Source organism: Kribbella qitaiheensis, assembly GCF_042657745.1.
In the GTDB taxonomy this organism is placed as follows: domain Bacteria; phylum Actinomycetota; class Actinomycetes; order Propionibacteriales; family Kribbellaceae; genus Kribbella; species Kribbella qitaiheensis.
In genome coordinates, this window is the sequence record NZ_JBHSKE010000006.1 from 262072 (window position 1) to 282357 (window position 20286).

The following is a 20286-nucleotide window of genomic DNA, read 5'->3' on the forward strand; positions in this document are numbered from 1 at the left end:
GCTGGACGGCTCTCCCGTCACTTCCGCCCCAACAGTCTCCCCAGTAACCCGGGCCGCCGGTCCTCGCCGCCAGCCGGAGCCTGGCCCGAGCCCGCACCTGCACCCGCCGGAGCGGTGGCCGGAGCCGGTGTGTCGGCGTGCGAGACCGGGGCGTCCTCCGCCGGATCGGCCTCGTCCTCATCGTCGGCCCCTACGACCAGGAGATCGATGTGGATGGCCAGCGGGCGGCCGGTCGCGTCCAGGGTTCGCAGTACAGGGTAGGCGCCGTCACCCCAGCCGGAGTGGGACAGGACCACGTTCTCGCCGGCCTTCGCCAGTGGCATGACGATGTTCGCGCACCCGCCGCGAAGGTGCTCCGCCGAGTCCATCAGGGCGAACCAACTGTCGTCCTGGTCATTGTCGAACACGTCCTCGTACCAGTCGCCGTCCGGCATAGCGCTCCGGACCGCCTCGGCATCGGCGAAGGCGACCGTGCCCGCATCCACCGGCACCACCCAGTACTCGCCGTCCGGCAGGTCGTCACCCGACCGCCGCGCCGCGTCCACGGTGGCCGCCTCACCCTCCGCCAGTACGACGCTGAGGTATGCCTCGCGCAGGTGGCTGCCGTCCTGCTCGTCGGACACGTCCGCGACGGTGACCCGGACCGGGTACTCCCCCGGCGGAACGTCGACGACCTGCCCTACGCCGAGATTCACGAACGGGTCACTCGCCTCCAGGCGACCACTCGGCACCTGCAGCAGGCCGAGATCGTGGACGCTCAGCGACCAGGTCTGCCCGTCGACCAGAACGGGTCCTGGGCGCAGGGCATGGAAGTTCTCCGGAGTCGGCATCGCGCAAGGCTAGTCAGTCGAAGCGATCAGCAGGAGGGTTCGAGCGACTTCTGCTCGACAGGAGTGTCGCGGCGGAGGGCCACCAGAACGAGGAGCGGCAAGGCGAGAGTGATCGAGCACGCGGCCAGGAGCGCGAAGCCACCGGCCGCGAAGAGCCAGGTGGAAGCGGCAGTGGCCAGTGCGGCGACCGCCCACACCCAGGCCTCTACCTTGCTCTCCAGCTTGGCTCGGGCGGCCGGGGAGTTCGCGCCCGCGGTGGTGAGGAGCGCGCTGCCGCCTAGGTAGCAGAGGTTCCAGCCGTAGCCGAGGACGAACAGGGCCGGGGTGAAGGTCATGCCGCTCGGTCCTGCGATGACAAGTGCCGACACTGCGACTGTGGCGAGTCCTGCGAGCATGACCGGACGCGGGCCGGATCGGTCGATCCACCAGCCGGTGACCGGCGCCAACGCGAACATGCCGAAGGTGTGCGCCGACAGCATCAGCCCGAGCATGCTCAACCCCTGTCCGTGGTGGTGAGCGTGGACCGGCACCGAGGTCATCAGAGCCACCATCACCAGATGCCCGACGAGCATCACGCCCGCCGCCACGAGGACCGTGGTACTGCGGGCCGCCGGCGCGCGCTGCGCCTCGTCGACTTCCACAGCGTTCGAGGCTGCAACGGCGCGGATGGGCTGGATGCGGGTTGCGGCCAGTAGAGCTGAGAAGGCGGCGGCTACGGCTAGGAGGAACGGGCCGGCGAGGGGCGGGAGTCCCAGCGAAACCGCGAACGCCTGCGCCGGCTCCAGCAGGAACGGCCCGCCCACGGCGCCCGCAGTACTGGCCCAGACGACTGTGCCCATCGCGGCGGCTCGCCTGGACGGATCGACGGACTCACCGGCGGCGTACCGCGATAGGAGGCTGGCTGCGTTGCCCGCACCCAGCAGGAGCATGCCTAGGAAGAGCAGGATGACCGGTGCTCCGACGGCTGCCAGCACTGTGAAGGCTCCACCGGCTACTGCGATGCCATAGCCGGTGCGGAGCGCCTGTGCGCGACCGAGCCGGGCACTCCACCGGCCGACGGCCACGGCGCCGGCCGCAGTACCGAGGACGCCTGCGGTGTTGGGCAGGCCGGCCAGTGCCGGGGAAAGCTCGTCGGCGATCAGGATGGTGCTGACCGCGCTGGCGGCGACCATCGCGGCGTTCATCAGGGCGGCGGCGAGAACGACGGGAATCAGCATGTCTTCAACGCTAGGAAGGCCGCTGCTTCCGATGAATGGCTGAAGTAAGGCGTCAGGGCTTGCGGAGCAGCGATACCAAAGGTGTTCTGGGGAGATGACCTTTCAGGAGCGAAACCTGGACGCCACCGACTGGCAGATCCTCGGCGAACTGCAGGCCGACGGGCGGCTGTCGTTCAACCAGCTCGGCAAGCGGGTGAACCTGTCGCCGCCCGCCGTGGCCGATCGGGTACGCCGACTCGAGGAGGCGGGCGTGATCGCCGGATACAAGGCGCAGGTGGATCCGGCCCGGGCGGGGCAGCCGCTGTCGGCGTTCGTCCAGATGCGGTGCACGACCGGGCGGTGCCTGCTGAAGACAACGCGCTCGGAGGACTTCCCGGAGGTGCTGGAGATCCACAAGCTCAGTGGCAACTCGTGCTCGATGCTGCGGGTCCGGGTCGCCTCGATGCGGCATCTGGAGGGCTTGTTCGAGCGGCTCGGCGAGCACGGTGAGATGAACACGCACGTCGTCTTGTCGACCGAGTTCGAGGGACGCCCGGTGCAGCCACCAGTGCCCGACGCCCGCCCGGTGACACGCTCGCAAGGCTGGTCCTGACACGGGTTGCGGGACTGTCGGTGGGCGGCCATAAGGTGGCGGCATGAGCTTGAAACTAGGTGCGCACGTCGATCAGGACGACCCGCTGGCCGAGGCGGCCGACCGGGGCGCCGACCTGGTCCAGTTCTTCCTCGGCGACCCACAGGGCTGGAAGGGGCCGAAGGTCTCGTACTCCGACGGCGCCGAGGCGTTGCGGGTCCGGGCGGAAGCCGAGGGCATCGACCTGTACGTGCACGCGCCGTACGTGCTGAACGTGGCGACGCTGAACAACCGGATCCGGATCCCCAGCCGCAAACTGCTGCAGCAGACGCTCGACAAGGCGGCCGAGGTCGGCGTCAAGGGCGTCATCGTGCACGGCGGGCACGTGGGCAAGGGTGACGACCCGGAGACCGGGTTCGACAACTGGCGCAAGTGCATCGAGCGGGCGGAACTCCCGGTGCCGCTGCTGATCGAGAACACCGCGGGTGGCGACAACGCGATGGCGCGGCAGCTGGACCGGATCGCACGGTTGTGGGAGGCGGTGCAGGACTCGGGCAACGAGAATCTCGACCGCGTCGGGTTCTGCCTCGACACCTGCCACTCCCACGCCGGCGGCGAAGAGCTGTCGACGATCGTGGAGAAGGTCACCGCGATCACCGGCCGGATCGACCTGGTGCACGCCAACGGGTCGCGGGATGCCTTCGGCTCCGGCGCCGACCGGCACAGCAACTTCGAGGAGGGCGAGATCGACCCCGCCGAGATCGTCGCCGTGGTGAAGGCCGCGGGCGCGCCCGTGGTGGTGGAGACGCCGAACGGCGATCACGGCCAGAAGGCGGACATCGACTACCTGCGGGCGCACCTGAAGTGAGCCCGGCACCCCGGAGCGGAAGGAGCCCGGCGCCTCGGCACGGGGTACTGCGGTAGCGTCCGGCGCATGGCAGCGGCCGAACCTTCCCCCGAGCGTGCCCAGCGCACCACCACGCGACTCCTCTGGACCAGCGCGGGACTGACGGTGCTGGTCGGCGCGTTCCTCGTCTCCGACGTGATCCGCACCGCCGACCGGTACACCGCACTCGCCTGGGTGGGCGTCGCCCTGTCCGCACTCGCGATCCTGAGCCTGGCGGTCCTGTACGCCGGCTGCGCGTCGGGCCGGCTGAGTCTGGATCAGCAAGCCGTCGGCAAGCTCACCCTCTTCCAGCTCTCCACGCTGTGCCTGGTGATCGCCGTGGGCGCCGACATCCTCATCCCCGCCCGCAACACCGGCGGTCTCGCTCTGCTCCTTCCCTGGGGCATCACCTACTGGCTCCACAACCTCCGCCCCACGGCGCCCAACACTCCCGCCTGAGCGGAGCGGCGCCTCGACCCCAGGGGAGAATGTCCGGATGCAGACCTGGGTGAAGCGGTTTCCGGAGCTCTTCGCGCCGGCCTTCTGGGAGTGGGGCGACCTCGACGTCAGGTTCACCACCGAGCAGCCACCGGACGAGCTGGTCAGCAACGTCCACGTGGTCAGCCGGACCGAGGGTGGCGTCGTCGTGTGCGCCAACGACCTCGGCTGGCGGTTCCTGCCCGGCGGGACGAGGGAGCCGGACGAGCCAGTCCACGAGACCGCCCGGCGCGAGCTCCTCGAGGAGGCCGGCGCCCGGATCACCGGCCCGCTGACCTGGATCGGCGCCCACCGCGCGGACCACCGCCGCCCCGAGCCCTTTCGGCCGCATCTGCCGCACCCGGTCTCCTACTGGATCAACGTGGTCGCGGACGTCGTGATCGAGGCCGCCCCCACCAACCCGCCGGACGGCGAGCAGGTGACCGAAGTGCTGGTGCTGCCGCCCGACGAGGCGATCGCCTACCTCGGTGAGCACCCGGACGGCGTGATGGGCAACGTGGTCAGACTGGCTCAGGCAATGGGACTGGTTTAGCCGACCGCCACGGCAGTACGAAGGCGCTGGCCAGGCAGCCCACGCCGGCGATCAGGAACGTGGTCCGCAGACTGGTGAGACCGGCCAGCACACCGCCGGCCGCCATGAAGGCCGGCTGCACGGACCGCGAGGTGATCGACCATGAGGTCAAGACCCGCGCCATGAACCGGTCCTCGGTCACGTCCATCCGGTAGGTGGCGAACGACGGATTGAAGGCGCCGGCCGCGACCAGCAGCCCCGTGTCGGCGATCGCCAGCAGAGCAAACCCGCCCCAGCCGGGTGGAGCAAGCGGGAACAACAGCAGCCACGGCGTCCGCAGTACGCCGAAGACGAGCAGCATGCGATGCAGCCCGTACCGGCGGGTCAGCCGCGGCGCGAGCCGAGCGCCGAGGACGGCACCCAGGCACGGCAGCCCCAGGAAGAGCCCGTACTGCCATGGGGCCAGGCCGAGGTCGCGAAGCATGAAGACGGTGAGCAGCGGCGACGTCATCATCACCGGGCCGCCGAACAGTTGCGAGTTCCAGAACAGCGCCCTGAGCCCGCGGTGCCGCCAGATGTAGCGCCACCCGGCGGTGATGTCGGGCTTCTCGGTGCGCTCGGCCGGACGCGGTTCCGGCTGCCGGATCCGCCGGATGCCGAGCGCCGAGAACAGGAACGAGACCGCGTCGATCCCCAGCGTCACGGTCGCTCCGACCAGGCCTACCAGCGCGCCGCCGATCGGTGGTCCGATGCTCAGCGTCGTCCACGTCGTCTGCTCGAACTTGCTGTTCGCCTCGGCTCGGTTCTCCGCCGAGACCAGCGCCTTGAGGTGCGCTCCGCTCGCAGCGGTGAACACGATCAGAGCCGCAGCCTGCAGGACGCCGACCACGCACAACTGTACATAGGTCAGCAGGCCGAGCGCCGCCGCGAGCGGCACGCTCAGCAGAGATCCGAACCTGACCAGGTCGGCCGCGATCATCACCGGCCGCTTGTAGCGCTGCTCGATGAAATCGCCCGCAGGCAAGGCGATCGCCGCGCCGGCCAGCGCCGACAGCGCGGCCAGCATCGACACCTGGAACGTGCTCACCTCGAGCACGAGCACCGCGACCAGCGGCAGCGCTCCGAACCCGATCGCACTCCCTGCCGCGCTGACGGTGAAAGCTGTCCACAACCGGCGGAAGTCCTGACCCAAGGGCATCGGCCGATCGTAGAACCGGCCACCGACACAAACTCTCAGCGCAGGTTGAGCCCTCCGTCGAGCAGGATCACCTCACCGGTCAGGTACCTGTGCGCGAGGATCGAGGCGATCAGGTCCGCCACGTCCGAAGGCTGCGCCGCACGCCGCATCGGGCTCGCGGTTCGCCACAACTCCTGGGCGTCGGTCCACGAGGCCGTCATCGCCGTGTCGACCAGCCCGGGCGCGACCGCGTTCACCCGTACTTCGGGTCCGAGCGCGGCCGCGAGCAACTTGGTCACGTGGTTCAGCGCGGCCTTGCTCGCGGCGTACGCGATGGAGCTTCCCTTCGGCCGGACCCCGGCATGGCTGGTCACGTTGACGATGGAGCCACCGGACTCGCGCAGCGCGGGCAGCGCCGCAGTACAGAGCAACCAAGGGGCGATCAGGTTGACGTCGAGCAGGCGGCGCCAGTCGGCCGCGGTCAAGGCCTCCAGGTCGGCGTGCGGCACCGGCCAACTGATCCCCGCATTGTTCACCAGTACGTCGAGCCGCCCGTGCTCGGCGATCACCTGCGGCACAAGCCCGGCGGCCTCGTCGTCGTTCGAGAGGTCCGCCTGCAGGTAGGTCCCACCGAGCTCGGCGGCCAGCGCGACGCCGGTATCCCGGCTGCTCCGCGAGTGCACCACCACCGTCATCCCGTCGGCGGCGAGGCGCCGCACCGTCGCCTCGCCGATCCCCGAAGTCGACCCTGTCACCAACGCCACCGCCCGTGTCTGCACCGACACAGCCTAGGAACTTTGTGTACGCGGCTGCTCATCGTCCCTACTGTGAGCAGATGGGGGCATATGAGGAACTCGTCGAGGAGGCCGTGTCAGCCTCCTTCAGCGGGTGGGACTTCGGCTGGCTCGGTTACCGTGCGGTGAGCGCCGATCTCTCCTGGTCATACGACCGGATCGCCCGCGCCGCGCTGCAGCAGGCCACCCGGGTGCTCGACGTCGACACCGGCGGCGGCGAACTGCTCGCCTCACTCGCGCCATTGCCTGCGGCAACCATTGCCACCGAGGGCTACGAGCCGAACGTCCCGCTCGCCCGCTGCCGGTTGTTCTCGCTCGGCGTCGACGTCCGGCAGCACCCGACCGGGGACCCGTTCCCGGTCGAGGACGGCGCGGTCGACCTGGTGCTGGACCGCCACGGCCGCCTCGATGCCACGGAGCTGGCTCGCGTACTGCGAAGCGACGGCGTACTGGTGACCCAGCAGGTCGGCAGCCGCAACGACGCCGACCTGAACGAGGCGCTCGGTGCTCCACCGGTGATGCTGCCGGACGCCAACACCTGTGAGGGCGCGGTGAACGCCCTTCGCGAGCAGGGGTTCGAGATCCTCGAGGCTGCCGAGGAGTGGCCGGAGTTCGTCTTCCTGGACGTCGGCGCGATCGTCTTCCACCTGCGCGCGATCCCGTGGCAGATCCCGGACTTCGACGTGGACAAGTACGAGCCTGCGCTTCGGGCGCTGGACCGGAGGATGCGCACGGAGGGGCCGTTCGTCGCCCACAACCACCGCTACCTGATCCGGGCCAGACTCCGGTAGCTCAGCTCCCGTAGCTCAGCCGCGGTACCGCAGGCCGTCCATCAGGAGGTCGAGCAACCGCCCGGCCTGCTCGCGGTTGGACCCGGCGGCCAGCGCGACGCCGCTGAGACTGATCAGTACGTCGCCCGCCGCGATGTCGGACCGGATCTCTCCCGCGGCCGAGCTGGCCTCGAGCAGCGGCTGGATCGCGCCGACCAGGAGCTCGAAGCTGTGCGCGTACGGGTCGGCGCCGGACGCGATCACCGCGCGCAACGCGTCGGCCATTCCTATCTTGCGGGTCATGTAGTCGATGAAGCGGTCCATCCAGGCCCGGGTCGCCTCGGCCGGCGGCATCGAGGCGAGCAGCTCGGGGGCGGCGTCGCAGACTACGGCCAGTTCGTTGCGGTAGGCCGCCTCGACCAGCGCCTCGCGGGTCGGGAAGTGCCGGTAGAGCGTGCCGATCCCGACCCCGGCGTTCTTGGCGATGCCTTCGAGCGTCGCCTCCAGGCCGCACTCCGAGAAGGACTCGACCGCCGCGGCGAGCAGCAGGTCGCGGTTCCGCTGGGCGTCCGCGCGCAGCGGACGTTCACCGGTCACCCCCATCCCACTCCCCTTCCACGCTCTGCCTAAGGACCACGAACCTAGCCGACCACAGCGTCGGCTTGAGAAACGGAGGTTCCTCCGGTTAACTGTGTCTTACCGGAGGATCCTCCGTTTAAGCCTAGCTCGGACTAGAACAGGACAGTCGATGAGCAGAATCACCACCCCCTTCACCCGCGAGACCACCGCGGCCCAGGTGCTCGCCGGGGTCGACCTGACCGGCCGCCGGGCCGTCGTCACCGGCGGCGCTTCCGGGATCGGCGTCGAGACCGCCCGGGTATTGGCAGCCGCCGGCGCCGAGGTCACGCTCGCGGTCCGCAACGTCGAGGCCGGCAGGCGCACAGCCGCCGAGATCACCGCGAGTACCGGCAACCAGGGTGTCCTGGTCGAACCGATCGAGCTGGCGGACCAGGGATCCGTCCGCGCCTTCGCCGGCCGCTGGCAGGGCCCGCTGCACATCCTGGTCAACAACGCGGGCGTGATGGCCGAGCCGCTGACCCGGACGCCGGAAGGCTGGGAGCACCAGTTCGCGACCAACCACCTCGGCCATTTCGGCCTGGCCCTCGGCCTCCACCCAGCGCTCGCGGCCGCCGGGAACGCCCGGATCGTGTCCGTCAGTTCGAGTGCACACCTGCGATCGGGGATCGTCTTCGACGACATCCACTTCGAGAACCGCCCGTACGAGCCGTGGTCGGCATACGGGCAGTCGAAGACGGCGAACGTGCTCTTCGCGGTCGAGGCGACCAAGCGCTGGGCGCCGGACGGGATCACCGCCAACGCGCTGATGCCGGGCGGGATCCGCACCGCGCTGCAGCGGCACCTGGTCCCGGACAACGACCCGGAGCTCAAGAGGACCTTCGACAACTACGCCTGGAAGACGGTCGAGCAGGGTGCGGCCACATCGGTCCTGCTCGCGGCGTCGCCGCTGCTCGAGGGCGTCGGCGGCCGGTACTTCGAGGACGTCAACGAGGCCGAGCCGCACGTGCCCGACCGCCAAGACGGAGTCGCGGAGTACGCCCTCGACCCGGAAGCCGCCACCCGGCTCTGGGACGTCTCGCTCGACCACGTGAACCGCTGACCCTCCCCGGTACGACGCCGCCGCCACCCCGCCGCGGCGTCGTACCGGGCGGTAGTGCCATCGGCTCGGCTACGGTCTGAGGCTCCGGGCCGGTAACCTGACCGACCGTGAGTGACTTGAGCATCCGGACCATCTCCGCCGAGCAGCATGCCGCCTATCTGGCGGCACAGCCGTCGGCGAGCTTCCTGCAGACCCCTGGGTGGGCGGCGGTGAAGAGCGAGTGGAAGGCCGAGTCGCTCGGCTGGTTCGATCCGGCCGCTCCCGATCAGCTGGTCGGGGTCGCGCTGGTGCTCTACCGGCAGATGCCGAAGGTCAAGCGCTACCTGGCCTACCTGCCCGAGGGTCCGGTGATCGACTGGGACGAGATCGACCTCGGCCGGTTCCTGCGGCCGCTGGCGGCGCACACCCAGGAGCAGGGCGCGTTCGGCCTGCGGATGGGTCCGCCGGTGCCGACCCGGCGGTGGACCGCGAAGACGATCAAGGACGCGATCGCCAGTGGGCAGCAGCCCAAGCTCGGCGACGTCCGGCCCGACGTGATCGAGCCGTCGGGCGCCACCGTGATGGCCCAGCTCCGCGCGCTGGGCTGGAAGGCCCCGAAGACCGGCGAGGGATTCGCCGCGGGCCAGCCGCAGTACGTGTTCCAGGTACCGCTGGCCGGCAAGAGCGAGGACGACCTGCTCAAGGGTATGAACCAGCTGTGGCGGCGCAACATCAAGAAGGCCGACAAGCTCGGCGTCGAGGTCAGCCTCGGCACCCCGGAGGACCTGAAGGCCTTCCACGCGCTGTACGTCGAGACCGCGGAGCGGGACCACTTCACCCCGCGGCCGCTGCCGTACTTCACCAAGATGCAGGCGGCGATGGCGAACCAGCCGGCCGGCGTCTGCGACTTCCGGCTCTACAACGCCTACCACGAAGGGGACCTGGTCGCCTCCACGATCTGGGTCCGGGTGGGCGGTCACTCCTGGTACTCCTACGGGGCCAGCTCGACCGCCAAGCGAGACGTCCGCGGATCGAACGCGATCCAGTGGCGGATGATGGCGGATGCGCTCGCCGCGGGCGCGTCCGTGTACGACCTACGGGGCATCACCGACACCTTGGACCCCGACGACCCTCACGTCGGGTTGATCCAGTTCAAGGTCGGCACCGGCGGCGAGGCCGTCGAGTATGTCGGTGAGTGGGATCTGCCGTTGAACAAGGCGCTCTACACCGCATTCGACCTCTACATGAGACGGCGATGAACCTGACATGCCCCTGATCCTGCACATCGACTCGGACCGCTGGCGCGATCACCTCCGTTCCACGTGGAACCCCGATATCGTCCCGGTCGCCAAGGGCAACGGGTACGGCGTCGGCAACACCCGGTTGCTGGCCGAGTCCCGCGCTCTGGGCGCCACCACCGTCGCGGTCGGCACCTACTTCGAGGTGCCGCCGGACTACAAAGCCGACGTCGTGGTGCTGTCGCCGTGGCGGCCGTTCCTGGAGATCCCGCAGGGCAAGAACGTCATCCACACGGTCAGCCGGCTGGCCGACCTGGTATCGATCCCGGCGGGCAGCCGGGTGCTGATCGAGGTGCAGACCTCCATGCGCCGGCATGGCATCGGCGCCCGTGAGCTGCGGCACACGATGCTGCTGAACGCGCTGGACCGGATCAAGTTCGAGGGCTGGTCGCTGCACTTCCCGATGGGCGCGGGCGGTACGTCGGCAAACCTCCGCGAGGCGCAGGAGCTGGGCAAGGCCGCGCGTGCGGTCCGGCAGGGCCCGCTGTGGGTGTCCCACGTGCCGGCGCAGAAGCTGGCCGACATCGGCGATGACGTCCGGCTCCGGATGGGCACCGGCCTCTGGCTCGGTGACCGCGGCGCCTTCACCGTCCGGGCCACCGTCCTCGACGTGCATTCGGTACGCCGGGGCGAGCGGGTGGGGTATCGCCAGCGCCGGGTGGCCGGCGACGGCCACATCCTGGTCGTCTCGGGTGGTACCGCGCACGGCGTGGGCCTGGAAGCCCCGACCGCGGCGGCCACCGTACGGCAGCGGGCGATCGCGATGGCCAAGGGCAGCCTGGATGCTGCGGGGATGGCGTTGTCGCCGTTCACCATCGAGGGCAAGCAGCGCTGGTTCGCCGAGCCGCCACACATGCAGGCGAGCATGCTCTTCCTGCCGTCCTCGGTGGCTCCGCCGGCCGTCGGCGACGAGGTGGGTGTGGACGTCCGGTTCACCACCACCGTTTTCGACAAGGTGTCGATGGACTGACGAACTGTGCGGCGGCCACCTCCGCGGTGACCGCCGCAGATCAGTCAGGTCTGGTCAGAACGCGACCGGCGAGGCGAGGTCGACGATGATGCCGTCGGGCAGCCGAAGGAACGACGACACCTGTCCCCACGGCTTCTTCTCCGGCTCCTGCAGCGGTTCGGCACCGGCCTCGACGGCCTTCCGGAAGGCCGCCTCGACGTCCTCGGTCACCAGTGACAGCTCGAAGGCCACCTTGTCCGGCGCTCCGACCTGGTACTTCTCCGGCAGGTGGTACTGCCCGACCGGGTGGTTGGCGAACGAGATCTTGGTGTCGCCGCCGGTCTCGACCTCCCCGTATCCCTGGTCGTGGTACGTGCCCTTCAGCCCGAAGGCCTTCTCGAAGAACTCCACCGATGTCTTCGCGTCCTCGACGTACACGATCGTCTTCACGAACTTCACAACAGCCTCCGATCTCCAACCGGCGGGTCGTTCCCGCCACCCAGCCTGACGCAGGCGGCCCGAAATGTGTGACAAAGGGCGGCCGGGGTTGACTTCAGGTCCACCTGAGGTTGCAGCGTGGTGCCATGGGTGAACTGACCTTCCTGGACCGGATCGAGCAGACGACCGGCGCGCCGGCACTGCGGGCCGAGTCCTATCGGCTGCTGGCGCTGGCGCCCGGCGACACCTGCGTCGACGTGGCGTGCGGCGCCGGACACGCGGTGTGTGAACTGACCCGCGCGCAGATCAAGACGATCGGAGTCGACGCCGATCCCGACGCGATCGCCGTCGCCCGCTCCCGTGCTCCGGACGCAATGTTTCACGTGGCACATTCCGATCAACTGCCGCTGGAGGACGAGTCGGTCGACGGCTACCGCGCCGCCAGGCTGTTCCACCTGCTCGCGGACCCCTTGCCGACCCTCCACGAGGCACATCGGGTACTGCGGCCCGGTGGGCGGGCGGTGCTCGTCGGCCAGGACTACGGGTTCCTGCTGATCGACGGGAGCGACCAGGACCTGACCGACGTCGTGCTGCTCGGACTCGAGTCGTGCTCGGTGGCACCCCGGGCGGCGCGGAGCTACCGCGATCTGCTGCTCGACACGGGTTTCCGCGATGCCGAGGTGCTCGTCCGCAACGAGGTGATCACCGACCACCGGCTGATGGCCAAGCAGTTGGAAGGTGCCGCGGCAGCCGCGGTCGAGAAGGCGCTGATCACCCGGGACGATGCGTCCGAGTGGCTCGCCGACCAGGCCGACCGCGGCCGCCGTGACCGCTTCCTCGCGATCCTCCCCACGCTACTGGTGGCCGCCACCCGCTGAACCACCGACCAATCCGCCGCGCTGGGCTGCTCCACCGCGCTGGGTCGAGCCACCGCGGAGGGCGATCGCTACCGCGGCGAAGGTGCCCACGGACAGGACCGTCGCGAACCCGAACATCGCAGGCTTCAGGGCAATGTGCTGGATCACCAGGCTGAAGGCGATCGACGGCGCGCCCGTCCCGATGTACGCGATCACGAAGAACGTCGCCAGCACACCCGCACGTGAGGCGGGATCGGCCGCGATCACCGCCTGGGTGACGGCGCTTTTGAAGAGCAGACCCGCACCGGCGCCGGCCAGCCCCGCCGCGGTCAGCGCCAGCCACAACGTGGGCTGGTAGAGCGACACGGCCGTCAACGCCAGGCCGATCGGGAAGAGCACCGTGCCGATCGGCAGCACCTTGGCCAAGGTCACCCGGCCCAGCGCGAGTTGCGCGACCGCGGACGCAGCGAACGCGGTGAACGGAGCGAGCCCGGACACGAAGTACGACGTGATGCCGAGTTCACCGCGGACGATGATCGCGCCGAGCGACGAGAACAAGCCCATCACGGCAAAAGCGAAGAACCCGACGGCCGCGGCGGCGCCGAACACCGCGCCCTGCCCTGGCCGCAGCGCGAACCGCACCGGCCGGGACTCGTCCGCCGCCTCGGTGTCGACGGTCTCCGGGCTGGACAGCACGAGCCCGAGCAGTACCGCCATCAATGCCCCGAACACGATGTACGACGTGTGGAGTGGCGCGGGGCCCCACTGCGCGAGCGCCCCCGCTACCAGGGGCCCCAGCGCGAGACCGCCGAGGTTCACAGCGGTCGCGACCAACCCGGGCTTGGCTGACCCGGTCTCCGCCGGACGCGCCTCGGAGTACAGGTCGGTGAGGTAGGCGGTCGCGGTGGACGCCATCAGGCCGACGGCGATGCCGGTCAGCACGCGACCGACGATCAGCCCGGGTAGATCCGGCCAGACGGCCAGCACCACGGCGGACAGGATCCCGACCAGCAGCGCGGGCACGATGATCCGGCGCCGGCCGAAGCGGTCGGAGAGATGGCCGAGCAGGCGGAAACTGGCGGCCGCGCCGACCACCATCACCGCGAAGGCGACCGTCACCGTGGTCGCACCGAAGTGGTCTCGGGTCTGGTAGATCGACCAGAGCGGCGTCGGCACCGTGCCGAACGCCATCAGCGTCAGGAAGGCGATCGCGACGAACCAGAAGCCGGCCATGTGACGGCTCGCGGTGGCGACCCGCGTCGTTGTTGCAGTAATCATCAGAGCCTCTCGGAAAGACGTTGTCTCTCATGCCAACGCCGTCCCGAGCCGGCCGATATCAGCTTTCCTGGACCTGGATCAGATGCATTCCATCTCCCGGGGAGATACTCAAGCTATGGAACTGCGGCATCTGAGGCATTTCGTGGCGCTCGCCGAGGAGCGGAGCTTCACCCAAGCCGCCGCGCGCGAGCTGATCGTCCAGTCAGGTCTGTCGACGTCGATCCGGGCGCTGGAGAAAGAGGTCGGCGCGCTGCTGTTCGTGCGCGGCACCCGGCCGGTCCGGCTCACGGCGGAGGGAACGGCGTTGCTACCGGCTGCTCGGCACACGCTCGACGCGGCGCAGGCCGCTCAACAGGCGGTCCAGGACGCGCACGGAGTTCTCGCTGGTCGGCTGCGGATCGGCGCGCTCCAGACGAGCGGCCACACCCTGCCGTTCTCGTCTTGGCTGGCGGAGTTCGCGCTGGCCCATCCGCGGGTGGACATCTCGGTCCAGCAGTTGCCCGCGTTGCAGATGCTCGACCTGGTCGCGGACGGACGGCTCGACTGCGCGCTCGTCTCGCTCATCGAGGATCGCGCACCGGGCCTGGAGGTGGTTCCATTGCTGGCCGAGCCGGTGGTGCTGATCGTCGCGCGGGATCACCCACTCGCGTCCGCGAAGTCGGTCACGCTGGGGGACCTGGCCGGCGAGCGGTTCGTCGAACCGCCGGCGCAGTGGGCGATCCGGGTGGTGGTCGACGACGCCTTCCGCGCCGCCGGGATCACCCGCCGAGTCGCCTGCGAGGTGAACGAGTGGACGATGGTGCTCGACCTGGTCGCGGCCGGCGTCGGCGTGACCCTGGCGCCGACCGGATTCGACTTGGCACGCGTCGCCGCGGCGGTCCGGCTCGTCCCGTTGACCGGGGTCGAACTGGTCCGCCGCATCGATCTCGTGCTGCCTCAGGGTCACGCCGCCAGCCCGGCAGCGCGCCGCTTCTCGGAGTACGTCACCGCCTGGCAGGCGGCGTAGCTTCAAGCGCCCCGTCAGAGACCTGGTTGAGGATCAGCCGTCCTTGAGCCCGCCACGCCAGCGGACCGTGGGCAGCAGGGCGCCCAGGTTCACCCGGTCCTTGTTGGCGGCAACGATGTCGAACATCGACTCGATCAGCGTCTCGGACAGCAGGTGGGGCTGCAGGCCGAGGCCGACCAGACCGGTGTGCTTGACGTTGTAATAGTGCTCCGGCTGCTCCACCCGCGGGTTCTCCAGGTGCTCGACCTGGACCGGGCCGGGGAAGCACTCGGCCACCTTCTCGGCGATCTGGGCGACCGAGTAGCTCTCCGTCATCTGGTTGAAGACGCGGAACTCACCGACCTCGGCCGGGTTCTCCACCGCGAGCCGGATGCACTCGACGGTGTCGCGGACGTCCAGCAGCCCGCGGGTCTGACCGCCGGTGCCGTAAACGGTCAGCGGCTCGCCGAGCACGGCCTGGATGACGAATCGGTTCAGCACGGTGCCGAACACCGCGTCGTAGTCGAACCGGGTGGCCAGCCGCGGGTCGCGCACCGTCTGCGGGGTCTGCTGACCGTAGACGACGCCCTGGTTGAGGTCGGTGACGCGCAGTCCCCAGACCCGGCAGCCGAACTCCAGGTTGTGCGAGTCGTGCACCTTGCTCAGGTGGTAGAACGAGCCCGGCTTCTTCGGGTACAGCATCCGGTCCTTGCGGCCGTTGTGCTCGACCTCCAGCCAGCCTTCCTCGATGTCGATGTTGGGCGTGCCGTACTCGCCCATCGTGCCGAGCTTGACCAGGTGGATGTCCGGATCGACCTCGGCCATCGCGTACATCAGGTTCAGCGTGCCGATCACGTTGTTCTGCTGCGTGTACACAGCGTGCTGCCGGTCGATCATCGAGTACGGCGCGGCCCGCTGCTCGGCGAAGTGCACGATCGCCTCGGGCCGGAACTCCCGCAGTACCTGGTAGACGAAGTCGGCGTCGAGCAGGTCACCGATGTACGACGCGATCTGCTGCCCGGAGACTTCCTCCCACGCGGCGATCCGGGTGTCCAGGTCCTCGATCGGGACCAGACTCTCGACCCCCAGCTCCTGGTCGTAGCCACGCCGGGCGAAGTTGTCCAGCACCGCCGTCTGATGCCCGTTGTCGGACAGATGCAGCGCTGTCGGCCACCCCAGGTAACCGTCACCACCCAGGACGAGAACACGCACGAAGCGACCACCTTCCGGACAGGAATGTTGCTATGTCCTGATCATGTCTACCCAACTCCGGCTTCAAACACCTTGCCGGAAGCTGGGAATCTGCTGTGAATAAGGTCGCACGGACCACCGCCCGAGCGCACGGTGCAGAATGGGCGGGATGCCAGAACACACCGGAGCCTTCAGCGACGCCACCGGCCGCGACCTCGAGCAGGGCGGTGCCGACCAGCCGCGTTACCGCCGCTACCAGCTGGATCTGATCTCCCCGCACTGCGGGAACACCGTCCTGGAGGTGGGTGCCGGCCTCGGCGAGTTCGCCGCCGGTTTCACCGGTCTCGACCGGTTGGTGGTGACCGATGCGGACCCGGGCGCGGTGGAACTGCTGGCCGAGCGGTTCGCCGACCGGCCGGAGGTCGAGGCGCGGCAGCTCGCCCTGGGTGACGAGCTCAGCCTGGACAAGCCGGTGGACTCGGTGATCGCGATCAACGTGCTCGAGCACATGGAGGACGACGCGGGCGCGCTGCGCTCCCTCGCGGAGCTGGTCGTGCCCGGCGGGACCATCGTGCTCTGGGTGCCTGGCTACCAGCAGCTGTACGGCGAGTTCGACCGCCGCGTCGGCCACGTCCGCCGCTACACCCCCGCCACCGTCAGTGACGCCGTACTGCGGGCCGGGTTGCAGGTGGAGCTCGCGAAACCGGTGAACCTGCTCGGCGGGATCGCCTGGTGGGCCGCGGTCCGCCGGGGCGGGAGTACCGCGCCGAATCCCAAGCTGGTCGCCATCTACGACCGGTTCGTCGTGCCGGCGACCCGTGCGGTGGAGAGCCGGGTCCGGGTGCCGTTCGGGCAGACCGTGCTGTGCGTGGCCCGAGTCCCCTCTTGATCAGGACCCCGAAGTTGTTGGGGCCACACCGGCCGGGCCGACAGGCGGCGCGAGCTGTTGCCGTACGCAATCATCGTGATCGTCAGCGCGGCGTTCCTCGGCACCTACGGGGTGATGTTCATCCTGAAGTTCGTGCTGTTCGACCGGTTCGTGTTCGCCAGACCTGCCCGGCCCGGGGCACCCGCCGAGCCACGTATTCCCGCCACCAGGTAGTCGTCATCACCCGCGCGTAGTTGGCGCCGTACACGAGTCCCGGGCCCTTCTTGCTCGAGCCGTCACCACGCCGCCGCATCGTCATCGGCAGTTCGACTACCCGCGCGCCGCTGGCCAGCACCCCGAGCAGCAACTCCGACGACTGGTACTGCGGCTCCCGCAGCGTCACCGCGCAGGCCAGGCCCGCCCGCATCGCGCGGAACCCGAACGAGGTGTCCGTCAGCTTCCGTCTGGTCAGGATCGACGCCAGCGTGGCGAACACCCGTACGCCGACCCAGCGCAACCGGCTGTCCGCGTCCTCCGCGCCCAGCCGGCGTGACCCGGTGACGAAGTCGGCCTGGCCGTCCAGGATCGGCTTCAGGAGCACGTCGAGCTCCGAGTTGTCGTACTGCGCGTCCGCGTCCGTAGTGGCGACGTACTCCGCTCCGCCTTGGGCAGCGAGGTGATACCCGAGCCTGAGCGCGGCACCCTGGCCACGGTTGCGGGGAGCAACACAGACGAACGCACCTTGCGCGGCGGCGATCTCGGCCGTGTCGTCCTCGGCGCCGTCCACCACCACCAGGACGTCGACCGGCAGCCCCGCGCAGGTCTTCGGCATGTTCGCCAGCACCGAGCCGATCCCGCCGGCCTCGTTGTAGGCGGCAATCACCACGACCAGCGGCGCGAAGGCGGGTTCGCCGTGCCGCTCGCGGAAGTCGTCCAGCGCCTCGGAGTCCACCGGGTCCGGGTAGTCGGCCATGGCAGGACGCCCCTGGTCAGCGCCGAGCAACGCGCGCAGCCCGATCGCTCCCGCCAGCGGGAACAACACCAGGCCGGGCAACTGGTAGCGCCAGGAGAACTCGAAGGCGGCAGACCCGAGCAGAAGGATCAGCCCGGCGGCTACCGGCAGCAACGCGGCCGAACGGAGCCCGGACTTCTTGGCCCGACCCAACCCCGCAACAGCGGCCAGTGCGATCAGTACTGCGAATCCCAGCGCCAGGCCGGAGGTGTAGCCGCCGTTCAGCTGGTAGGCGCGCAGGATCACGGCCGGCTCGTGGTTCACGTGCGGCGCGGAGCCGCCCCACTTCTCCGCCGCCTTGGCCGTGTTCGGGTCGGACAGGTTCGGGTAGCTGAGCTGGAACTGCCAGCGATCCAGCGGCACGTCGTCGGGCGACGTGGTCCGGGTGGGAGCGAAGCCCTTCAGGAAGTCCTTGAAGGCCGCCCACGCGACGTCGAACGGCTGGTGCCGGATCACCAGAGCGCTGAACTCTTCGGCCAACTGCTGCTTGGTGGTCCCCGGCGGCAACGGTCCCGGCCAGTTCGGGTCGCCGTAGTGGTTGTGCGCGTACTTGTCGACCCCCAGGCGCTGCCCGAGGGGTTCCGTGGGGCAGAACAGCCGGGTGCCTTCGTTGAGCGGCAGCTTGGCGCAGTCGGCGACCACTGCGGTCCGCCCGTAGAGCACCTGGTTCTCGGCGCCGGAGATGGCCCACTTGCCGGTCTCCGCGTGGAAGTAGCCGACATAGGCGCCGAACACGAGAGTAAAGCAGGCCACCGCCGACCCGACCCGCAGTACGAGCTGGGGCCAGGTCTTCCGGTGGCGCCAGGCCGAGCCCACCACGACGAGGTAGAGGACGGTGGCAACGATCAGAGCCAGGCCGATCGTGCGTACTGCGAAGGCGGCGCCCAGGAGCAACCCTGCGAGCGCCGCACGCTTCCAGCCGGGCTTGCCCCAGCCGAGCAAGGTCCAGAGGATCCCGACGAGCAGCAGGTCGAAGGTGGTCTCGGCCATGATGTTCTGCTCGATCTGCACCTGATAGGCGTCGAGCAGGAGCGGTGCGGCGGCCAGCGCGGCAAGCCAGCGGTAGACGCCCAGCCGGCGGGCCAGGGCGTAGATGGCGATCCCCAGAGCCAGGCCGACGAGGTGCTGCACGATCACGACCAAGGTCAGACCGCCGAGGTCGACCAGCGGGCGCAGTACGAAGTCGTAGCCGATCGGGTTGAGCTGGTCCGGCTTCAGGTCCTCCATGTTGTTCAGGTACTGGACCGAGTCGGTGTAGATGATCGCCGGGCGGTAGGCCACGGTCGCCAGCACCCGGAAGACCAGGCCGGCCGCCAGGAGGATGGCGAGCAGCCAGTGCGTCCTCAGAACCTTCTTCACTGCTGCTGGAAGTACTGCCACGTCCGGGCCAAACCATCCTTCAGCGAGACGGCAGGCCGGTAGCCCAGCGTCTCGGCACTCGCGGACACGTCCACCACCACGGCCGGCATCTCCCCGGGCGGAGCCTCGATGTGCTCCGCCGACACCGCGGCACCTGTCACCTCGCGCACGGTCTCGAGCATGTCGAGCACCGAGACGGAGTTCCCCGAGCCGATGATCGCCCGGCCGTCGAACCGGTTGTCGAGTGCAAGCAGGACTCCGCCGACCACGTCATCGATGAAGACCAGGTCCCGCCGCTGCAGCCCGTCGCCGTACACGCGGACGCCCTCGCCGGTCAGCGCGGCGCGCATCATCCGCGGCACGAAGCTGTCCTTGTGCGACATACCCGGCCCGTACACGTTCGTGAACCGCAGCGCCGCCGTCGCCAGGCCGTAGCTCCCGGAGTACGCCGAGAGCAGCATCTCGCACGCCGCCTTGGTCGCCCCGTACGGCGTGAGCGGGCGCAGGGGCAGCTCCGCGGTGATGGTGGCGGTCCCGACGTCGCCGACCACGGCGTTGGTGGAGGCCAGCACGAACTGGTCGACGCCACTGCCGCGGGACAACTCCAGCAGCACCTGCGTGATCGTGACGTTCTCCGCGAACGTCCGCATCGGGGCGTCCACCGAGCGCAGTACCGAGGTGAGCGCGGCCAGGTGGATCACCGCGCGCGGCCGGGTCTCGAAGGCCGAGATGCAAACCTCCTGGTCCGCCAGGTCCCCGGTGATGACAGTCACGCCTTCGTCCCACGACGGGTCGGGTGGCTCGCGGTCCACCACGGTCACCGGCGCAGCCCGCTCGCGCAGCGCGGCGACGACGGCCCGGCCGATGAACCCGGCTCCTCCGGTCACCAGCACCCGGTCGAGGTCCGAGTTCGTTTCAACCATGTCAGCCAACCTACCGCCGGTCGCCCGGAACGACCGTTCGGCGTCTGATCGGGGGACCCGGGCGGACGGTGTGCGACGAGGTCTTGACCGCGGGTGACGATGGTGGGCAGGATCGGCCCCGACGCGTGCTGACAACCTTGTCATCGGGGCCGCGTAAACATCTCGGTGTGGGGGACCCTTCACTCGGGCTCCGCCTGCCGGTCTGTAACCGCAAGGA

General features: G+C 69.5%; 21 protein-coding genes. 11 read left to right on the forward strand and 10 right to left on the reverse strand.

Annotated elements, in window-relative coordinates; translation table 11 throughout:
- Positions 1–17 precede the first annotated feature (17 nt).
- Together ACFPJ1_RS05705 and ACFPJ1_RS05710 are read right to left on the reverse strand one after the other, a co-directional pair.
- Complete coding sequence (locus ACFPJ1_RS05705; protein ID WP_380101802.1) at positions 18–830, reverse strand: DUF4241 domain-containing protein; 813 nt, start codon at positions 828–830, stop codon at positions 18–20.
- A gap of 26 nt (positions 831–856) precedes the next feature.
- A complete protein-coding gene (locus tag ACFPJ1_RS05710; protein WP_380101804.1) occupies positions 857–2047 on the reverse strand; it encodes an MFS transporter in 1191 nt (396 codons plus the stop codon).
- 94 nt (positions 2048–2141) lie between these two features.
- Here ACFPJ1_RS05710 and ACFPJ1_RS05715 point away from each other — a divergent pair, with 94 nt between their 5' ends.
- The 4 genes from ACFPJ1_RS05715 to ACFPJ1_RS05730 all read left to right on the forward strand — a co-directional run bounded on the left by ACFPJ1_RS05715 (position 2142) and on the right by ACFPJ1_RS05730 (position 4534).
- On the forward strand, positions 2142–2639 hold the full coding sequence (locus tag ACFPJ1_RS05715) for an Lrp/AsnC family transcriptional regulator (protein ID WP_132191775.1): 498 nt from the start codon (positions 2142–2144) through the stop codon (positions 2637–2639).
- A 43-nt stretch (positions 2640–2682) separates the two neighbouring features.
- The gene (locus tag ACFPJ1_RS05720) at positions 2683–3486 is read left to right on the forward strand and encodes a deoxyribonuclease IV (RefSeq protein WP_380101805.1); all 804 of its coding nucleotides are present in this window, start codon (positions 2683–2685) and stop codon (positions 3484–3486) included.
- A 66-nt stretch (positions 3487–3552) separates the two neighbouring features.
- Positions 3553–3963, forward strand: a complete 411-nt coding sequence (locus ACFPJ1_RS05725) for a hypothetical protein (protein WP_380101806.1) — start codon at positions 3553–3555, stop codon at positions 3961–3963.
- Between the two features lie 37 nt (positions 3964–4000).
- A complete protein-coding gene (locus ACFPJ1_RS05730) occupies positions 4001–4534 on the forward strand; it encodes an NUDIX hydrolase (protein ID WP_380101807.1) in 534 nt (177 codons plus the stop codon).
- On the opposite strand, the gene ACFPJ1_RS05735 is transcribed toward ACFPJ1_RS05730, so the two are convergent.
- Together ACFPJ1_RS05735 and ACFPJ1_RS05740 are read right to left on the reverse strand one after the other, a co-directional pair.
- Complete coding sequence (locus ACFPJ1_RS05735) at positions 4503–5711, reverse strand: MFS transporter (RefSeq protein WP_380101808.1); 1209 nt, start codon at positions 5709–5711, stop codon at positions 4503–4505. The genes ACFPJ1_RS05730 and ACFPJ1_RS05735 overlap by 32 nt on opposite strands.
- Before the next feature lie 35 nt (positions 5712–5746).
- The gene (locus ACFPJ1_RS05740; protein ID WP_380101809.1) at positions 5747–6469 is read right to left on the reverse strand and encodes an SDR family NAD(P)-dependent oxidoreductase; all 723 of its coding nucleotides are present in this window, start codon (positions 6467–6469) and stop codon (positions 5747–5749) included.
- 56 nt (positions 6470–6525) lie between these two features.
- Between ACFPJ1_RS05740 and ACFPJ1_RS05745 the strand changes: the two genes are divergently transcribed.
- Positions 6526–7275 carry a class I SAM-dependent methyltransferase gene (locus ACFPJ1_RS05745; protein WP_380101810.1) on the forward strand — a complete coding sequence of 250 codons (750 nt, stop codon included), beginning with the start codon at positions 6526–6528 and terminating at the stop codon, positions 7273–7275.
- 15 nt (positions 7276–7290) lie between these two features.
- On the opposite strand, the gene ACFPJ1_RS05750 is transcribed toward ACFPJ1_RS05745, so the two are convergent.
- The gene (locus ACFPJ1_RS05750; RefSeq protein ID WP_380101811.1) at positions 7291–7857 is read right to left on the reverse strand and encodes a TetR/AcrR family transcriptional regulator; all 567 of its coding nucleotides are present in this window, start codon (positions 7855–7857) and stop codon (positions 7291–7293) included.
- A 145-nt stretch (positions 7858–8002) separates the two neighbouring features.
- On the opposite strand from ACFPJ1_RS05750, the gene ACFPJ1_RS05755 reads away from it, so the two are divergent.
- The 3 genes from ACFPJ1_RS05755 (at position 8003) to ACFPJ1_RS05765 (ending at position 11179) form a co-directional block, all read left to right on the forward strand.
- Complete coding sequence (locus ACFPJ1_RS05755; RefSeq protein WP_380101812.1) at positions 8003–8932, forward strand: SDR family NAD(P)-dependent oxidoreductase; 930 nt, start codon at positions 8003–8005, stop codon at positions 8930–8932.
- Positions 8933–9039: 107 nt separating this feature from the next.
- Entirely contained in the window at positions 9040–10170 is a 1131-nt protein-coding gene (locus ACFPJ1_RS05760; protein WP_380101813.1) for a lipid II:glycine glycyltransferase FemX, read from the forward strand.
- Between the two features lie 7 nt (positions 10171–10177).
- A complete protein-coding gene (locus ACFPJ1_RS05765) occupies positions 10178–11179 on the forward strand; it encodes an alanine racemase (RefSeq protein WP_380101814.1) in 1002 nt (333 codons plus the stop codon).
- A 54-nt stretch (positions 11180–11233) separates the two neighbouring features.
- Here the strand turns inward: ACFPJ1_RS05765 and ACFPJ1_RS05770 are convergent, their stop codons facing one another.
- Positions 11234–11617, reverse strand: a complete 384-nt coding sequence (locus ACFPJ1_RS05770; RefSeq protein WP_380101815.1) for a VOC family protein — start codon at positions 11615–11617, stop codon at positions 11234–11236.
- Between the two features lie 125 nt (positions 11618–11742).
- Between ACFPJ1_RS05770 and ACFPJ1_RS05775 the strand changes: the two genes are divergently transcribed.
- Entirely contained in the window at positions 11743–12474 is a 732-nt protein-coding gene (locus tag ACFPJ1_RS05775) for a methyltransferase domain-containing protein (RefSeq protein ID WP_380101816.1), read from the forward strand.
- On the opposite strand, the gene ACFPJ1_RS05780 is transcribed toward ACFPJ1_RS05775, so the two are convergent.
- On the reverse strand, positions 12451–13731 hold the full coding sequence (locus tag ACFPJ1_RS05780) for an MFS transporter (RefSeq protein WP_380101817.1): 1281 nt from the start codon (positions 13729–13731) through the stop codon (positions 12451–12453). The two genes, ACFPJ1_RS05775 and ACFPJ1_RS05780, sit on opposite strands and share 24 nt — an antisense overlap.
- Before the next feature lie 115 nt (positions 13732–13846).
- Between ACFPJ1_RS05780 and ACFPJ1_RS05785 the strand changes: the two genes are divergently transcribed.
- The gene (locus ACFPJ1_RS05785; protein ID WP_380101818.1) at positions 13847–14737 is read left to right on the forward strand and encodes a LysR family transcriptional regulator; all 891 of its coding nucleotides are present in this window, start codon (positions 13847–13849) and stop codon (positions 14735–14737) included.
- Positions 14738–14770: 33 nt separating this feature from the next.
- Here ACFPJ1_RS05785 and ACFPJ1_RS05790 read toward each other — a convergent pair whose 3' ends face one another.
- Positions 14771–15928 (reverse strand): NAD-dependent epimerase/dehydratase family protein, encoded by a 1158-nt coding sequence (locus ACFPJ1_RS05790; protein ID WP_380101819.1) that lies wholly within the window; start codon positions 15926–15928, stop codon positions 14771–14773.
- A gap of 148 nt (positions 15929–16076) precedes the next feature.
- Between ACFPJ1_RS05790 and ACFPJ1_RS05795 the strand changes: the two genes are divergently transcribed.
- A complete protein-coding gene (locus ACFPJ1_RS05795) occupies positions 16077–16796 on the forward strand; it encodes a class I SAM-dependent methyltransferase (protein ID WP_380101820.1) in 720 nt (239 codons plus the stop codon).
- Between the two features lie 118 nt (positions 16797–16914).
- On the opposite strand, the gene ACFPJ1_RS05800 is transcribed toward ACFPJ1_RS05795, so the two are convergent.
- Entirely contained in the window at positions 16915–19146 is a 2232-nt protein-coding gene (locus ACFPJ1_RS05800) for a glycosyltransferase family 2 protein (RefSeq protein ID WP_380101821.1), read from the reverse strand.
- A complete protein-coding gene (locus ACFPJ1_RS05805) occupies positions 19143–20069 on the reverse strand; it encodes an NAD-dependent epimerase/dehydratase family protein (protein WP_380101822.1) in 927 nt (308 codons plus the stop codon). The genes ACFPJ1_RS05800 and ACFPJ1_RS05805 overlap by 4 nt, the downstream gene beginning before the upstream one ends.
- Positions 20070–20286 lie beyond the last annotated feature (217 nt).

Coding starts and splice junctions, on each gene's coding strand:
- ACFPJ1_RS05705 (WP_380101802.1), bottom strand. CDS start 830: ATGCCGACTCCGGAGAACTTCCATGCCCTGCGCCCAGGACCCGTTCTG.
- ACFPJ1_RS05710 (WP_380101804.1), bottom strand. CDS start 2,047: ATGCTGATTCCCGTCGTTCTCGCCGCCGCCCTGATGAACGCCGCGATG.
- ACFPJ1_RS05715 (WP_132191775.1), top strand. CDS start 2,142: ATGACCTTTCAGGAGCGAAACCTGGACGCCACCGACTGGCAGATCCTC.
- ACFPJ1_RS05720 (WP_380101805.1), top strand. CDS start 2,683: ATGAGCTTGAAACTAGGTGCGCACGTCGATCAGGACGACCCGCTGGCC.
- ACFPJ1_RS05725 (WP_380101806.1), top strand. CDS start 3,553: ATGGCAGCGGCCGAACCTTCCCCCGAGCGTGCCCAGCGCACCACCACG.
- ACFPJ1_RS05730 (WP_380101807.1), top strand. CDS start 4,001: ATGCAGACCTGGGTGAAGCGGTTTCCGGAGCTCTTCGCGCCGGCCTTC.
- ACFPJ1_RS05735 (WP_380101808.1), bottom strand. CDS start 5,711: ATGCCCTTGGGTCAGGACTTCCGCCGGTTGTGGACAGCTTTCACCGTC.
- ACFPJ1_RS05745 (WP_380101810.1), top strand. CDS start 6,526: ATGGGGGCATATGAGGAACTCGTCGAGGAGGCCGTGTCAGCCTCCTTC.
- ACFPJ1_RS05750 (WP_380101811.1), bottom strand. CDS start 7,857: ATGGGGGTGACCGGTGAACGTCCGCTGCGCGCGGACGCCCAGCGGAAC.
- ACFPJ1_RS05755 (WP_380101812.1), top strand. CDS start 8,003: ATGAGCAGAATCACCACCCCCTTCACCCGCGAGACCACCGCGGCCCAG.
- ACFPJ1_RS05765 (WP_380101814.1), top strand. CDS start 10,178: ATGCCCCTGATCCTGCACATCGACTCGGACCGCTGGCGCGATCACCTC.
- ACFPJ1_RS05775 (WP_380101816.1), top strand. CDS start 11,743: ATGGGTGAACTGACCTTCCTGGACCGGATCGAGCAGACGACCGGCGCG.
- ACFPJ1_RS05780 (WP_380101817.1), bottom strand. CDS start 13,731: ATGATTACTGCAACAACGACGCGGGTCGCCACCGCGAGCCGTCACATG.
- ACFPJ1_RS05785 (WP_380101818.1), top strand. CDS start 13,847: ATGGAACTGCGGCATCTGAGGCATTTCGTGGCGCTCGCCGAGGAGCGG.
- ACFPJ1_RS05795 (WP_380101820.1), top strand. CDS start 16,077: ATGCCAGAACACACCGGAGCCTTCAGCGACGCCACCGGCCGCGACCTC.
- ACFPJ1_RS05805 (WP_380101822.1), bottom strand. CDS start 20,069: ATGGTTGAAACGAACTCGGACCTCGACCGGGTGCTGGTGACCGGAGGA.